The 15,278-nt window shown below is 69.0% G+C and carries 14 protein-coding genes; 7 read left to right on the top strand and 7 right to left on the bottom strand.

Features of this window, described 5'->3' with window-relative positions:
- The first annotated feature begins 58 nt into the window (after positions 1-58).
- Genes ABIC63_RS08005 through ABIC63_RS07990 form a run of 4 tightly spaced genes read left to right on the top strand, consistent with a single transcriptional unit; the run spans position 59 to position 4,108 of the window.
- Positions 59-649, top strand: coding sequence for a phosphatase PAP2 family protein (locus tag ABIC63_RS08005; RefSeq protein WP_354319339.1), 591 nt, complete (start codon positions 59-61; stop codon positions 647-649).
- Positions 646-1,677 (top strand): glycosyltransferase family 2 protein, encoded by a 1,032-nt coding sequence (locus ABIC63_RS08000; protein WP_354319338.1) that lies wholly within the window; start codon positions 646-648, stop codon positions 1,675-1,677. Before ABIC63_RS08005 ends, ABIC63_RS08000 begins: the two co-directional genes overlap by 4 nt.
- On the top strand, positions 1,674-3,278 hold the full coding sequence (locus ABIC63_RS07995; protein WP_354319337.1) for an ArnT family glycosyltransferase: 1,605 nt from the start codon (positions 1,674-1,676) through the stop codon (positions 3,276-3,278). The genes ABIC63_RS08000 and ABIC63_RS07995 overlap by 4 nt, the downstream gene beginning before the upstream one ends.
- A complete protein-coding gene (locus ABIC63_RS07990) occupies positions 3,275-4,108 on the top strand; it encodes a ChbG/HpnK family deacetylase (RefSeq protein WP_354319336.1) in 834 nt (277 codons plus the stop codon). Before ABIC63_RS07995 ends, ABIC63_RS07990 begins: the two co-directional genes overlap by 4 nt.
- A gap of 12 nt (positions 4,109-4,120) precedes the next feature.
- On the opposite strand, the gene ABIC63_RS07985 is transcribed toward ABIC63_RS07990, so the two are convergent.
- The 4 genes from ABIC63_RS07985 to ABIC63_RS07970 all read right to left on the bottom strand — a co-directional run bounded on the left by ABIC63_RS07985 (position 4,121) and on the right by ABIC63_RS07970 (position 8,618).
- Entirely contained in the window at positions 4,121-4,588 is a 468-nt protein-coding gene (locus ABIC63_RS07985) for a GFA family protein (RefSeq protein ID WP_354319335.1), read from the bottom strand.
- 111 nt (positions 4,589-4,699) lie between these two features.
- Positions 4,700-6,091 (bottom strand): 2-oxoadipate dioxygenase/decarboxylase HglS, encoded by a 1,392-nt coding sequence (gene hglS / locus ABIC63_RS07980; protein WP_354319334.1) that lies wholly within the window; start codon positions 6,089-6,091, stop codon positions 4,700-4,702.
- 63 nt (positions 6,092-6,154) lie between these two features.
- On the bottom strand, positions 6,155-7,573 hold the full coding sequence (locus ABIC63_RS07975; protein WP_354319333.1) for an FAD-binding oxidoreductase: 1,419 nt from the start codon (positions 7,571-7,573) through the stop codon (positions 6,155-6,157).
- 46 nt (positions 7,574-7,619) lie between these two features.
- Positions 7,620-8,618 (bottom strand): Bug family tripartite tricarboxylate transporter substrate binding protein, encoded by a 999-nt coding sequence (locus tag ABIC63_RS07970; protein ID WP_354319332.1) that lies wholly within the window; start codon positions 8,616-8,618, stop codon positions 7,620-7,622.
- Between the two features lie 266 nt (positions 8,619-8,884).
- Here ABIC63_RS07970 and ABIC63_RS07965 point away from each other — a divergent pair, with 266 nt between their 5' ends.
- The 3 genes from ABIC63_RS07965 (at position 8,885) to ABIC63_RS07955 (ending at position 11,842) form a co-directional block, all read left to right on the top strand.
- Entirely contained in the window at positions 8,885-9,781 is an 897-nt protein-coding gene (locus ABIC63_RS07965) for a LysR family transcriptional regulator (protein ID WP_354319331.1), read from the top strand.
- A gap of 180 nt (positions 9,782-9,961) precedes the next feature.
- Positions 9,962-10,552 (top strand): DUF4142 domain-containing protein, encoded by a 591-nt coding sequence (locus tag ABIC63_RS07960; RefSeq protein ID WP_354319330.1) that lies wholly within the window; start codon positions 9,962-9,964, stop codon positions 10,550-10,552.
- 249 nt (positions 10,553-10,801) lie between these two features.
- Positions 10,802-11,842, top strand: coding sequence for a lysylphosphatidylglycerol synthase domain-containing protein (locus tag ABIC63_RS07955; protein WP_354319329.1), 1,041 nt, complete (start codon positions 10,802-10,804; stop codon positions 11,840-11,842).
- Here ABIC63_RS07955 and ABIC63_RS07950 read toward each other — a convergent pair.
- The 3 genes from ABIC63_RS07950 to ABIC63_RS07940 all read right to left on the bottom strand — a co-directional run bounded on the left by ABIC63_RS07950 (position 11,824) and on the right by ABIC63_RS07940 (position 15,259).
- Positions 11,824-13,398, bottom strand: coding sequence for a TerC family protein (locus ABIC63_RS07950; protein WP_354319429.1), 1,575 nt, complete (start codon positions 13,396-13,398; stop codon positions 11,824-11,826). The genes ABIC63_RS07955 and ABIC63_RS07950 overlap by 19 nt on opposite strands.
- 258 nt (positions 13,399-13,656) lie before the next feature.
- Positions 13,657-14,229 carry a hypothetical protein gene (locus tag ABIC63_RS07945; RefSeq protein WP_354319328.1) on the bottom strand — a complete coding sequence of 191 codons (573 nt, stop codon included), beginning with the start codon at positions 14,227-14,229 and terminating at the stop codon, positions 13,657-13,659.
- Positions 14,222-15,259: a zinc-dependent alcohol dehydrogenase gene (locus tag ABIC63_RS07940; protein WP_354319327.1), complete on the bottom strand. Its 1,038-nt coding sequence runs from the start codon at positions 15,257-15,259 to the stop codon at positions 14,222-14,224. Before ABIC63_RS07940 ends, ABIC63_RS07945 begins: the two co-directional genes overlap by 8 nt.
- Positions 15,260-15,278: the final 19 nt, after the last annotated feature.

Below are 15,278 nucleotides of genomic sequence, written 5' to 3'. Positions count from 1 at the left end.
GGCGCCGTGACTGCTGCTGCGCCGGCAGCGGGGGGGTCGCATGCTGATCCGCCCCGACATGGCCCTCTTCCTCGCGATGACGGCCGGCAACTCGCCCACGCCCTGGCTGCTGTCCGTCGCCAGCGCGCTCGCCCGCTTCGGACCCTGGCTCAGCGCTGTCGTGATGCTCGCAGCCAGTCTCCGCCAGCCGGAGGAGCGCGGCTACCTTCTCGCACTGCTGTGCATGGCGGCGATCGGCTCCCTTGTCTCCCACGCCCTGGCCAGCAGCCTCGGCTATCCCCGCCCCTTCATGCTGGGCCTGGCGCCCAGCCATCTGGCGCATGGCGGCAGCGACGGACTGCCCAGCACCCATGCGACCGTGATGGGACTGGTCGCGTTCGGCATGCTGGTACGCCGGCCTTTGCGCCCTTACGGTGCTGCAGCCCTGATCCTGGCTTTTGCCACCGGTTGGGCCCGGATCCATGTCGGCGTGCACTTCCCGCTGGACGTTGTAGCGGGCCTGGGGCTCGCTGCTGCACTGCTGACCGGCTTCCTGGCCCTGCAATGGCAACTGCGCATCCGGCTGGGAACCCGGGCCGCCGCGCCGCACCTGCCGACACCCCATTCGCCGGCCATCGCCCCTTCGCATCGAGAAAAGACGCTGCCATGAACGCCGCCGTGCATGCATCCATCGCCCACCTGAAGGTCGTCGAGACCGACGCGGTCGTCGCCCAACCGCCCGTCCAGCTCGCCGCGGCGGCCATTTCCTGCGTCATCCCCTGCTTCAACGAGGCGGCCAACCTGCGCCTGCTTCTGCCGCTTCTGGAGCAGTTGCTGCAAGGCATCGGCCTGCGCTGGGAGGTCATCGTGGTGGACGACGGCAGCAGCGACGACACCTCCGACGTGGCGCGCACCTGGTGCCAGCTGGCGGGCTTCCGGCTGGTGCGACTGTCGCGCAACTTCGGCAAGGAGGCCGCGCTGAGCGCCGGACTCAAGGCCGCTCGCGGCGATGCCGTGGTGCTGCTCGACGGCGACCTGCAGCATTCGCCGCAGCTCATCGGCAAGATGGTCGAGCAGTGGCGAAGCGGCGCGGAGGTGGTCTACGCCGTGCGCGAGAACCGGGCCGACGAGGGTGCGCTCAAGCGCGTGGGCACGCGGCTCTTCTATCGGGCCGTGAACATCTCCAGCCGCACGCCGCTGCCCGAGGACGCGGGCGACTTCCGGCTGATGGACCGCAAGGTGGTCGACGCCCTGCTGGCGCTGCCCGAGCGCAACCGCTTCATGAAGGGCCTGTACGCCTGGGTCGGCTTCAAGACCGTGGCCCTGCCCTACACCCCGGCGCCGCGGGCCGAAGGCCAGAGCCGCTTCGGCGCACTTCGTCTGCTCAACCTGGCGCTCGACGGCATCACATCCTTCACCACCTGGCCGCTGCGGCTGATCAGCGTGATCGGACTGCTGCTGGCCGTGCCGGCGCTCGGCTATGGCGTCTTCCTGGTGTTGAGCCATTTCATTTCGGGCAGCGACGTGCCAGGCTGGTCCACCATCGTCGTGAGCCTCATGTTCTTCATGGGCATCCAGCTGGTGTCGGTGGGCATCGTGGGCGAGTACGTGGGCCGCATCTTCGAAGAGGTCAAGGCCCGGCCGCTGTTCCTGGTGCGCGAGGAGCACGGCCACGGGCTCGCGGAGCGCACGCCGTGAGCACCGCCGCGCACGCGCGCGGCACGTCGTCTTGGTGGCAGGGCCATGCCGCCTTCTTGTTCATGGTGGGCGCATGGCTGGCATGGACGGCCGGCCTGCGTCCGCTGACCGCGCCCGACGAAGGCCGCTATGCAGGCGTGGCACGGGCCATGCTGACATCGGGGGACTGGCTGGTGCCGCGGCTCAACGGCCTGCCCTTCTTCCACAAGCCGCCGCTGTTCTACTGGATCGGTGCGGGCGCCATGCGGGTCTTCGGCATGCACGAGTGGGCCGCCCGCCTGCCTTCGGTGCTCGGCGCCTGGCTGGCGGCCGCGTCGCTCTACACCTTTCTGCGGCGACATGCCGAGCTGCGCCAGGCGCGTTGGGCCACCCTGGTGCTGTGCACCAGCCCCTTCTTCTTCGTCGGCGCCCAGTTCGCCAACCTCGACATGCTGGTGGCCGGCTGCATCACCGCCACCATCGCCTGCGCCGCGGATGCACTGCTGTGCCTGGACGAGGAGCGCCCCTGGCGCGCCGCCCTGGCGCTGGCCTTCGCCTCGGCGGGGCTGGGCCTGCTGGCCAAGGGGCTGATCGGCGTGGTGCTGCCGGGCGGCGTGATCGTGCTGTGGGCCCTGCTCACACGCCGCACCCGCGTGGCGCTGCGCATGGCCGTGTGGTGGCCGGGCTGGCTGCTGATGGCGCTCGTCGCCGGACCGTGGTTCGTCGCCATGCAGCTGCGCTACCCGGAGTTCTTCGACTACTTCGTCATCACGCAGCACTTCCGCCGCTTCGCGGCCAGCGGCTTCAACAACGAGCATCCGTTCTGGTTCTATGCACCCGTGGTGCTGGGCCTGTGCCTGCCCTGGACGGCATGGCTGCTGCTGTGGTGGCGCAAGGCCGCGCCGGCGCCCTCGCGCGGCGCCCAGGGCCTGCCGCTGCTGATGCTGGTGTGGATGGGCGTGGTGGTGGTGTTCTTCTCGCTGCCGCGCTCCAAGCTGGTGGGCTACGTGCTGCCAGCCCTGCCGCCCCTGGCTGCCCTCGTCGCGCTGGGCCTGGAGCGCGCCCTGGCAGGCTCGCCGCGGCGCGCCAAGGTGCTGGGCGCCACCGGCGCGCTCGCCGCCCTGCTGTGCGTGGGGGGCGTGGCGGCGGCCGGGCATTACGGCACCCCTCCCGACGCCCGGCTGCAGCTGCCCGCGGGCGAGTCCGTGCGGCCCGGGGATCGCGTGGTGATGCTCGACCACTACTTCTACGAATTGCCCTTCTACTGGCAGCTTCCCGGCCCCGTCACCGTGGCGTCCGATTGGCGGCCAGCCGTGGCCGAGGCCAGCGACAACTGGCGCAAGGAACTGGCCGACGCCGGCGCCTTCGAGCCCGCGACCCGGGCCACGTGGCTGCAGGGCGTCGACGCCCAACCGGCGCGGATCTGCGCCCCAGGCCGCACCTGGGTGATCGGGCCCTCCAACGCGCAGCTCGTCGCCCCCTGGGTGCTGGGCATGAAGCTGGTCGCCTTCAACAGCGAAATCGCAGTCTGGCGCCACGATGGCCGTGCGGGCGAGGGACCGGACTGCCTGTCGGGCCATGGCACCCCGGGCGCGCTGCCGGCCTGGAGCGGTGGCTCATGAGCGCACCGCACCCAGTCTTCCTGCGCCGCCTGTGCGTGTGTGCCGACGACTTCGGCCTGAGCGCGGCCATCGACCGCGCGATCCTGGCGCTGATCGATCAGGGCGTGGTCACCGCGACCAGCTGCATGGTGCTGCGCCAGGCCTGGGAGATCGATGCCCCGCAGCTGCGCAACCGTCCGGGTGCCGGTGTCGACGTGGGTCTGCACATCGACCTCACTAACGTGGACGGCACCGCACGCGAAGCGGGCCTCGCTCCACTGGCTGCACGCAGCATGCTCATGCCACTGCGACGCGAACACTGGCTGCCCATCCTGCGGCAGCAGCTGGACCGCTTCGAGGACGCGATGGGCCGCCCGCCCAGTCATGTGGATGGTCACCGGCACGTGCACCAGCTTCCCGGCGTGCGCGAGGCGTTGGCCGAGTTGCTGAACCAGCGCTACGGCCGTGCCCTGCCCTGGCTGCGCGGCACACGGCCCGGCCCTGCCTCGGGCGCTGTCGCCTTCAAGCAGCTCCTCATCCACCGTCTTGGCGGCCCGGGCACGCGACGTCTCGCGCGCCGCAGGTCCATTCCCCTGAGCCACCGGCTCCTGGGTGTCTACGGTTTCGACCTGGACGTGCAGGCCTACGCGCGATCGCTGGAAGAATGGATCGCCCAGTGCCAGGACGGCGACGTCCTCATGTGTCACCCCGCCATCGGGTCGACGCCTTATGACGGCATTGCCGCTGCACGTCAGATCGAGTTCGAGGCGCTCAGCGCACTGAGTCCCGCGCTGGTGGAACAGGGCTGGGGCGTACGGCTTTCGCCGCAACCCTTACGCGCCACGCGCTGATCGCCGGACGGCTCAGAAGCCGTGGCGGCGATGCCACTGCGCGAGTGACTCTTCTGGAAAGTGCTCGAAGTGCGCGTCGCCCGGTCCGCCTTCCACCTGGACCCAGGCGGCCTTCGAATCCAGCAGCATGTGCACGTTCTCCGGTGGCACCGGCAGCGGCGTGTCGATGGCGCCCGCATGCGGATGGATCAGATCCGGCCAACTCTTGTCATAGAGCCAAAGCGCCGTGCCGCAATGGCTGCAAAAGTGGCGCTGGCCGGTGCTTTCCTTGCCGTCGATGCGCGCGCGATAGACGCGCACCGCATCCTGTCCGCTGTGCAGCTGGAAGGTCCGGGCATCCGCTCCCAGGTTGATGGCGTAGCCACCGGTGCCGGCGGTTTTTCGGCAGATCGAGCAGTAGCATCGCATGAACGGGACGGGCTCCGTCGACTCCACACTGAAGCGCACGCGCCCGCAATGGCACGATCCTTCGAGATGCATGGGCTGGACTCCTGGCAAAACACAGCAGAAATGTCCACCCTAGCGCGCCCCTGTAGGCGATGCCCCAGGCAGATGGCCGAGTCTGCTGTAGGCAGCGGCCCTCCTTCCGCCTCAGTGGGCCGGCGCGCGGCACAGTTCGGCGTAGCGGATGCGCAGCGCCTCCACGGCGGCGTCCTGACTGGCCTCGTACAGCGCGATCTCGTCGGCCACGGACGCGCCCAGGGCCTGCTCGAAGGCGGCCTGTGCGGCGTTGGCGGCATAGCTCTTCTGCTCCTCCCCGCCCAGGTTGGACTGGAAGATGCCGGCCGCGCTCACCGGCAGGAAGTCTTCGTAGACGATCGGCCGTGCGCCCACGATGCCGTCGCGGCGCAGAGCGGCGAGATCGAAGGCCGCGCCGCTGGCCGCGCGGGCCGCGAAAGCCGCCTCGTCCGCCACATGGTGGCGGAAGAAGGCCAGCGCCTGGTCCAGCAGCACATCCAGCTCGTCCGGGAAGTCCACGAAGGCCGAAGCCAGCCGCTGCCCATAGTCGGCCGCGGCGCTGCCGGCGCCTTCCATCGACCGCACCTGTGCCAGCAGCTGGTCGTAGAGCGCACGGCCCTTGCGGGTGAGCGCCATGCCGCGCTGCTCGATCTCGCCGAAGCGCGCGGTGTGCGAACCGGCGTCGGCGCCCTGTGCAAAGACGATGGTCTCTTCCAGCGCCTTGAAACTGGTCTGGCGCAGCAGAATCGGATGTCGGCGGCGCGGCGGACCTTCGACCACGTCCTTGGCGGCCAGGCCGCGGCGTGGCATCTCGGCCTGGGCCGCATCGATGTCGAGCGTGCGCGGCGTGAGATGGTTGATGTGCGGTCCCTTGAACGACACCACGTCCGCCACCAGGCGGTGCGCGGCATGCAGCTGGCGGTAGGTGTCGAGGCTCACGGTGGCCTCGCTGTGCCAGCGGAAGGTTTCGGTCACCTCGCGCACGAAGGCGTCGGCCTGCGCTTCGCTCAGCCCGCCCTCGGACTCGAAGCGCGCCGTGAGTGCCAGGGCCTCGTCCGTGAAGATGCGGCGCTTCGCGAGGATGTCGCGCGCCTGCTCGCGCAGGCCTGCGTCGGCGATGAGCTCCAGCCGCAGCAGCGAGGTGAACACACGGAAGGGGTTGAGCCGCAGCGCCTCGTCGCTCACGGGCCGGAAGGCGGTCGCGTGCACGGGCACGCCGGCGACGGAGAGGTCGTAGTAGCCGACCGGGAACATGCCCATCACGCGGAAGATGCGCCGCATGGTCGCCAGCTCCTCGGGCGTGCCAAGGCGGATGGCGCCGTGGCGCTCCACGTCGAGGCGGTGCAGCTCGCCGGCCTCCGTGAGCGACTGCCGCAGCGCGGGCTGCGCGTCGAGCGTGGCCTGGTTGATCTGCGCCACGAGTTCGAGCAGGGCGCCGTACTGCGGCACCTCGGTCTTGTACATGGCCGACATGGACTGCGAGAAGCGGTCGCGGACCTGGTCCGGACTGACGAAGGAGGACATGGTGGAAGCGTCTGGAAAGCGGGGGAATGCGGAAATGCGGAGGGCGCCGGCGCTCACACCTTCTCAGGGCGTGCGGGCCAGCACGCGGCCCGGGTTGAGCAGCTGCTGCGGATCGAGCGCCTGCTTGATGGCCTGCATCAGCTGCAGCGCCACGGGCGACTTGTGGTGGGGCAGCTTCTCGCGCTTGAGCTCGCCCACGCCATGCTCGGCGGAGATCGAGCCGCCGAAGCGGCTGACGGTGTCGTAGACGATGGTGCTGATCGTCGACTCGTGCGCGGCCACGAAGGCCCGGGCATCGCCCTCGGCCGGTGCCTGGATGTTGTAGTGCAGGTTGCCGTCGCCCAGGTGGCCGAAGTTGACGAAGCGGACGCCCGGCACGCCCGCAGCGAGCGCGGCATCGGCTTCGCGCACGAAATCGGGAATGCGCGACACCGGGATCGAGATGTCGTGCTTGACGTTGACGCCCTCCTCCGCCTGCGCCAGCGTGATGCTCTCGCGGATGTGCCAGAGGTCGTGGGCCTGCTTGAGGCTCTCGGCCACGATGGCGTCGGCCGCCAGGCCCTGTTCGAACGCGGTTTCGAGCAGCCGCTCGAACTGCACGCGCGCATGGTCCTCGGATTCGTTGTCCGACAGCTCGATGAGCACGCACCACGCATGCTCGCGCCACATCGGCACGCGCAGCTGCGGATAGTGCCGGTCGACGAGGCCGAGCGCGAACTGGTTCATCACCTCGAAGCCCGTGAGTCCGGCGGCCAGGTGCTGGTGCGCCAGGCCCAGCAGTGCCGTGGCGTCTTCGAGCGACGCCAGTGCCACCCAGGCCGTGAGCTGCACCGCAGGCCGCGGATGGAGCTTGAGCGTGGCCGCAGTGATGATGCCCAGCGTGCCCTCGCTGCCGATGAAGAGGTCGCGCAGGTCGTAGCCGGTGTTGTCCTTGCGCAGGCCCGAGAGGCCGTCCCACAGCTCGCCCTGTGCCGTCACCACCTCCAGGCCCAGGCACAGCTCGCGGGCATTGCCGTAGCGCACCACCTGCGTACCGCCGGCATTGGTGGCCAGGTTGCCGCCGATGGTGCAGCTGCCTTCGGCGCCCAGGCTCAACGGAAACAGGAAGCCGGCCTCATCCGCCGCCTGCTGCAGGGTCTGCAGGATGCAACCCGCCTCGACGGTGAGGGTCATGTTCTGCGGATCGATGGCCCGCACGGCATTCATGCGGCGCAGGCTCAGCACCACCTGCGTGCCGCTGTCGTCGGGCGTGGAGCCCGCCACCAGGCCAGTGTTGCCGCCCTGTGGCACGAGGCTGGTGCCGGCGGCGGCGCAGGCGCGCACCACGCGCGCCACTTCGTCGGCGCTGGCAGGGCGCACCACGCACAGGGCACGGCCGCGCACGCGGCCGCGCCAGTCCTGTTCATAGCTGTCGAGGTCGGCGCCGGTGAGCACATGGGCAGAGCCCACGATGGCGGCCAGGGTGTCGGTGAGCGTCGTCATGCGTCGGCGTCGTCCTGCGTGTCGGTGTCGATGGGCTCGCCGCGATTCACTGCCGCGGAACGCTGGCGTCCTTGATGATGGCGCCCCAGTGGCGGTATTCGCTGCGGGTGAAGTCGCGGAAGGCGGGGCCGGCCAGGGGCTTCACTTCGCCGCCCAGCGCGTTGACACGCTCCTTGAACTCCGGGCTGGCCGCGACCTTGAGCGTGGCCTCTTCCAGGCGCTTGACGATGGCGGCCGGCGTGCCCTTGGGGGCCAGCACGCCGTTCCAGGTGGCGGTCACGAAGTTGGCATAGCCCAGCTCCTTCATGGTGGGCACGTCGGACAGCACGGGAATGCGCTCCGCCGAGGTCACGGCCAGGGCACGCAGCTTGCCGCCCTGGATGAAAGGCAGCGCCGGTGTCACGTTCTCGAAGATGAAGTCGATCTGCCCACCCATGAGGTCGGTGAGCGCCAGGGAGCTGCCCTTGTAGGGCACGTGCACGAGGTTGAGCTTCGTCGCGGTCTTGAAGAGTTCACCGGACAGGTGCACGGTGGACCCGGTGCCGGGCGAGCCGTAGTTCAGGCCTTCGCGCCGCGCCTTCTCGCTGGCAGCCAGATCGGCGACGGTCTTCGGTGCGCCCTTGTTGTCGCTGACCACCAGCACGTTGGGGATCGAGGTGACCATGGCGACGTACTCGTAGTCGTCGAGGTTCTTCTCGCTCAGGTTCTTGTACAGGCTCTGGTTGATGGCCTGCGTGCCCGCTGTGCCGAACAGCAGCGTGTAGCCATCGGCCGCCGACGTGGCGACACGACTGGCACCGATGGAGCCGTTGGCCCCCGATACGTTGTCCACGACCACCGGCTGGCCCAGGCTTTCGGACAGGCCCTGGCCCACCATGCGGGCCAGGATGTCGGTGTTGCCGCCAGGCGCGAAAGGCACCACGAGGCGGATCGGCCGGGCGGGATAGCCGCCCGCCTGCGCCTGGGCCCAGGTGGGCAACAGAAGGGTCGTGGCGGCCAGTGCGGCAGCGCCCAGGAAATGCTTGCGCGAAAGGATGCGGGTCAAGAGGGAGTCTCCATGTTCGGGCACGTCGACGGGGCGCAAGGCCCCGGCGGCCGGTGCGGCGCATGCGGTGCATGGCGCCTGCGGCGTGCGGGCAGGTCGGGGGCGCATGGTCTTGAAAACCGCACCTTGACGTCAATCAATGTTTTGGAAGATGGTCATTCCGTTTGAGAATGACCTCGGCGCTCAGGGGGCCCGATTTTTTCTTGTGCTCTCTCGACGAGGGGCACACAGCGCGGTGCGCGCTTTCCGGCCTTTCACGCATGCCCATGAATTCCCGTAAATATCTTCCCTCCATGGGCCTGCTGGTCGCGTTCGAGGCCTGTGCGCGCCTGCAGAAATTCACCGCCGCGGCGCACGAACTCCATCTGACCCAGAGTGCGATCAGCCGCCAGATCCGTGCCCTGGAGGAAGCTGTCGGTGTGGCGCTCTTCACGCGCGACCGGCAGACTGTGCGGCTCACCCCCGCGGGCGAGATGTACGCACTCGAGATCCGCGATGCGCTGCGAGCCATCGCCAATGCCACCGTACAACTGCGCGTCGACCCGGGGGCCGGCACCTTGACGCTGGCCATCCTGCCGACCCTGGGCACGCGCTGGCTGGCACCTTTGCTGCCGGACTTCATGCGCGCCAACCCCGGCATCACGCTCAACCTGGTGACGCGACTGGATCCCTTTGACCTCGACGCGGAGGGCGTGCATGCAGCGATCCACTACGGCGCTGCCCAATGGCCGCAGGCCGAACTCGATCTTCTGTTCGGCGAGACGGTCGTTCCGGCCTGCTCGCCCGCACTCAAGGCGCGCTACGGTTTTGCGGCGGCGGCCGACCTCCAGGTCGCTCCGCTGCTGCACCTCAACTCGCGCCCACAGGCCTGGATCGACTGGTTCGCGGCGCAGGGCCTGGCACCCGGCGAGGAGGCAGGCACCCGCATCGACCAGTTCGCCACCGTCACCCAGGCGGCTTCCGCAGGGCTGGGTGTGGCGCTGCTGCCCGAGTTCCTGATCCGCTCCGAGCTGGAGCGCGGCGAGCTGGTCCCGGCCGTCGCCCGGCGCTGCGGCAGCGCAGGCAGTTACTACCTCGCGTGCGCCAGCAGCCAGTTGCGCTACCCGCCGCTTCGCGCGTTCCGCGAGTGGCTTGGCGTGCAGGCGGCCACGGCACCACCTTGAGCGCGCGGCTCCGACATCGCTGCGCGTCGTGATTTTGCAGCAGGCACGGCGGTGCGTCGGACGAGATCACGGGGCGCGTGCTGAACGGTCCTACGCATCTTGGGCGAGAAGCCGCAGGCAGCGTCGCCGCGTCAGGGTCGATGCTCGCGGCATTCAATGCCACACCGTCCCAACCGCCCCATGCGTCAGCGCTCCGCCCTACTTTCTCCCGCCGCCCAATCCGTCAACCGCCGGCTGCTCCTGTCGACGCTGCTCGCGGGCTGCACGGCGCTGGGTACCTCGCTGGCGCAGGCCCAGCCCAACAGCAAGGATCCCGACGATGCCACCCTTCGCGGCGACATGAGCAATGGCGATCGTGTGTTCCTGCGCTCGGCCGGCGGCCTCGTCGTGCGTGACCGAGAGATCGGCAAACTGGGTCAGCGCCGGTTTCAGAAGCCGGCCTTGCGCGAATGGGCTGCGTCTCTGGAAAAGAAGTCCGACGCGCTCTATCGGGACATGACCGACTACGCCGAGCGCCACAAGACGAACCTGCCGCTGGACATGTCGGAGGTGTCCCGGCGCATGGTCGACCGCGTCGCCGAAAGCAAGGGCGCCGCTTTCGACCGGGACATGGTGCGCACCGCACGGGCTCTGCTGGAAGAGCAGGTGCGTGTATTCACGGATTCCGCCGAGAAGGCCGAGCACCAGGAAGTGGCCGCCCTGGCGCGACGCGCCGCGGATGATCGACGGGCTTTGCTCCAGGGGCTGGACAAGGCCGCACCGCGCCGTTGACGCTTTTGCCGCCTCTGGCAGGTGCACGGCGCCCCGCCCCCGCACCGCCGTTGCGCCCGCAGATCCACCCACGAAAAAGCCCGGTCGGCCAATGAGCCGCCGGGCGAAGTCGCAGCAAGGGTGCTGCGAGGAGACCGCTGAATCCAAGCAGGATCCGCGCCAGCTTGCGCGCATCCATCCGCGGGCGCCTACATCGGCCGATGCCGGGCGCCGACGTTCTTCGACGGGCGTGCTGATCAACATCGGCCAATGCAAGACACCGAGGCGCCCGTGCTGATCGACAGCTCTTCCTCCCGCAGCGCGGGCCGCGACGTGGAATCCCATGGCACGCCGAGCCATCCTTCGCGGTGGGGGCGGATGTGGCCCGTGGTCAGGCGGTGGGCGGTCCCCGTGCTCGGCCTGCTCGTGCTGGCCATGCTCATTTCACATGCGCACAAGGTGGATTGGGCCGGTGCCTGGGCGGCACTCAAGCGCTACCCCGGCACCGTGCTGCTGGAAGCCGCGGTGCTCGCGCTGGCCAGCCATGCGCTCTATGGCTGCTTCGACCTCACGGGCCGGCACCACACGAAGCACGGCCTTCCTGCGATGCGAACCTGGGCCATTGCGGTGGCGAGCTACGGGTTCAACCTCAACCTGGGCTCCCTGGTCGGTGGCGTGGCCCTGCGGGCCCGGCTTTATGCACGAGCCGGGCTGGACGAAACCAAGGTCGGCCAGATCATCGCCATGAGCCTGAGCACCAACTGGCTTGGTTATGGACTGGTCGCCGGCGGATTGTTCTCCTCCGGCATGCTCGAGCTGCCAGATTCGGTGCCATTGTCGAACGGCATGCTGCAGATCATCGGCGTCGGACTGATGCTGTTGCCTGCCGCCTATCTGCTTGCGTGTTTTCGCTGGCAGGGAGCGACATGGAAGGTGCGCGGCAAATCGGTCCATCTGCCGACGCCGCGCCTCGCTTTGGTGCAGCTGGCCCTGTCGACCAGCAACTGGTGTCTGATGGGCACGCTCATGTACCTGCTGCTGGGCGGAAGCGTTCCTTATGCACATGTGCTTGGCGTTCTGTTGGCGGCCTCCGTGGTGGGCGTGTGCATGCCCATTCCTGCCGGACTCGGCGTGCTGGAAGCCGTCTACCTCGCACTGCTGTCGGGCACGGTGCCCCAAGGCAAGCTGATGGGCGCCGTGCTGGCCTACCGCGCGCTGTACTACCTGCTGCCGCTGGCCATCGCGCTGGGTCTCTATGCGTACCTTGAGAAGACGGCCGATCCAACGGCTGCTCAGGCGGATTCCGTGTGAGACGTGGAATCGGCTGCAGCCGGCTGGATGCGCACCGACCGGATGCGTTGACCTTCCACATCCAGCACCTGGATCTGCCAGCCATCGTGCACCAGCGTCTCTCCTGATGCCGGCATCCGACCCAGGCGTGAGAGCAGATATCCCGCCAGGGAGGTGTAGCTGTCGTCTTCGCTGACCAGGCCTTCGGTCTCCAGCATGCGCTCCACCTGGTGGATGTCCGCCGTACCGGCAACACGCCAGCCGCCAGCTTCCAGACGTTCGATCTCCGGCACTTCGTCCTCGTCCGGAAACTCGCCGGCAATGGCTTCGAGCACGTCGAAGGGCGTGAGCAGACCCTTGAGGAGCCCGTACTCGTCGTTGACGAGCACGAGCTGACCCTTGGCCTTGCGCAAGACGTCGATGGTGTGGGTGACGCTGGCACTCTCCGGCAGGTACAGCGGCACCCGCATGTGGGCACCCTGCTCATCGATGCGGCCGTGCGTCACCAACGCGGCCAGCAGTTCAGTCGCGCGCCCGACGCCGACGACCTGGTCCAGACTTCCGCGGCATACCGGCAGAAGGCTGTGCGGCGAGCCCAACAGACGCTCACGAACGGCGTCGGGCGATTCCTCGAGATCGACCCACGACACATCCGAACGCGGCGTCATGATGCTGCGCGCAGTGCGCTCCGCAAGCGAGAGTACGCCGCTGACCATGTGGCGCTCTTCCGGCGCAAACGCAGGGGCGTCGACCGGCGCGTGGGTATTTCCGTCGGCGTCAGCGGCCATCTGCAGGCGCCGGCCACCGCCAAGAAGGCGCAGCACCGACTCGGCAGTCCGTTCCCGCAGCGGCCGCAGCGCCTGCTGGCGGGCCTGATTGCGACGCGCCAACTGGTTGAGCAGCTCGATCAGGATCGAGAAGCCGATGGCTGCGTACAGATAACCCTTGGGCAGGTGGAAGCCGAAGCCTTCTGCCACCAGGCTGAGGCCGATCATGAGCAGGAAGCTCAGGCACAGCACCACCACCGTGGGATGTGCATTGACGAAGCGCGTGAGTGGCTTGGCCGCCAGCAGCATCACGCCGATGGAGATGACGACCGCCGCCATCATCACCGGCAGGTCGTTGACCATGCCGACGGCGGTGATCACCGCGTCGAGCGAGAACACGGCGTCGAGCACCACGATCTGGGCGACGACCAGCCAGAAGCCGGCGTAGGCGGGATTGGTCGCCGTCTGATGCTCGGCGCCTTCGAGCCGCTCGTGCAGCTCGGAGGTGGCCTTGAACAGAAGAAACAGGCCGCCGAACAGCAGGATCAGGTCGCGGCCCGAAAACGACAGCGGCCCCAGGGAGAACAGCGGCCGTGTGAGCGTGACCATCCACGAGATCACCGACAACAGCCCCAGGCGCATGAACAGGGCCAGCGACAGACCGATGACGCGCGCCCGATCCCGCTGATGCGGCGGCAGCTTCTCGGCCAGGATGGCGATGAAGATCAGGTTGTCGATGCCGAGGACGATCTCCAGCACCACGAGCGTGAGCAAGCCGGCCCAGACTGCCGGGTCGCTGAAAAGCTCGATCATCGGTGCCCCCTTTCGCCGAGGCAGCGCGGGTGCGCAGCAAGTCGCGCCGTGGGCGACATACTGCGCACGGGGATCTCGGGGTCGGGGAAGGGACGCGCGGCGCACGCGCAAGGGCTGGCGAAGGCCAGCCTCGGACTGGGAGGCTCGGAAGAGTCGCTGGACATCTCCGGGCAGTCTAGCGAGCGTCGAGTGGCACCCTCCACAAAGCCGGCGCCGTCCAAGGGCATTTGACGCGCGTGCGCTCCGTTGCGCTATTCACGCGCGACGTATCGGCAATGGGCGGCAGCAGTCCGCATCGGGAGGCAACGGCCGGCCCGCTCCATCATGCACCGAGAGCCAGCGCCCGTCGACCGCGCGCGTCTGGTCCGAGGCCATCCAGGGCAGGCCCTGGGCCTGCGGCAGATGCTCGGCAAGCAGCATGGGCGCCGGCCCTTCCGAAGGAGGGGCCGCACCATCGCCCCACGTACGGACATGTATCGGTCCGCCAGCCCAGACGGGGACTGCGTGTCGAACGCGACACACCCAACGCGCGACATGGCGCAGGTGCGGACGCATGCGCGCGCTGGTCGGCGTGGGATTCGCCAGCAGATGCCGGTACGCGGGGCCATCGAGCACCTCGGCCGCGGCCAGCGCGTACAGCGTGAGATAGCGCGGCCGCGTTGCGGGCGCCATGGCGGCGTAGCGCCGGGCATCCAGGATGCCGGGCACCGTCAGCCGCTCGGGCACATGCTCATTGGCATGCCAGTCCTCGTACTCGGCCTCGAGCGCTGGATCGATGTCGTTCCACAGCGCCAGCACTGCGCCCGCCCCTGCGAGCCAATCAGCCATCCGAGGGCTCCGGCGCCAGCAGCACCTTGCAGGCCTTCTTGCCATGCGCCAGCGCAAAGCCTTCGGCAGCACGCGACAGGGGCAGCACATGGCTGACCATCGGCGCGAGGACCGGGGCGAGCTCCTGCATCAGCTCGAGGGCGAGCGGCCAGTCCGACTCCGGAGGCCGGAACGATCCCCGCAGCTGGTGCTGGTTGCGCACCAGCGGGGTGAGGTCCAGAGACAGCGGGCGGGCATGGATGCCCGTGACCACGACCACGCCATTGCGGCGCAGCAGCGGCAACGCGTCCTGGATGGTCTCGGGCACACCGGTGGCTTCGAACACCACGTCGAAGCGCTGGCCGTCCATGAATGCAGCGACGCCGTTGGCCAGGCTGCCGCGGGCCACGTCCACCTGCTGGGTGAAGCCCATGCGCTGCAGCGCCTCCAGGCGCACGGCATCGTCGAAGCCACTGACCACCACCTGCGCCGCGCCGGCCCGCCGCGCCAGTGCGGCGATGCCCTGGCCGATGGTGCCCGGGCCCATCACCAGCACGCGCGCACCCTTCACGTCGCCGGCGATGCGCAGGGCCTGCATCGAGATGGTGAGCGGCTCCGTCAGCGCGGCCAGTTCGTCGCTCACGCCATCGGGCACGGACACGCAGTTGCGCTGCGGAACGCGCACCCAGGCCGCGAAGGCGCCGTCGCGCGTCATGCCGATGCCGCGGCGCTGCTCGCAGCGGTCGAACTCGCCGGCGGTGCAGTCCGCGCACACGCCGCAGGTCACCGAAGGCCGCACCACCACGCGGCGGCCGGCGAGCGGCCCGGCCTGTGCCACGCCCACGAACTCGTGGCCGATGGTCACGGGCAGCGAGGGTGCGATGAAGGTGTAGCTGGAGGTCCAGTCGTCGACGTGCAGGTCGCTGCCACAGATGCCGGTGGCGTGCACGCGCACCAGCACCTCGCCGTCCCGCACATCGGCGGGCTGTGGCGCGGGCACCTCCACCAGTTCGAGTCCGGCCGCAGCGCGGGTCTTTCTCAGGGCTTGCATGGTCGGGGGTTCCTTGGCA

The sequence above is a fragment of the Pseudacidovorax sp. 1753 genome, assembly GCF_040544975.1.
Lineage (GTDB): Bacteria > Pseudomonadota > Gammaproteobacteria > Burkholderiales > Burkholderiaceae_C > Xenophilus.
Note: the sequence above shows the minus strand (reverse complement) of the source record. Positions and strands in the feature narration are given on the sequence as shown.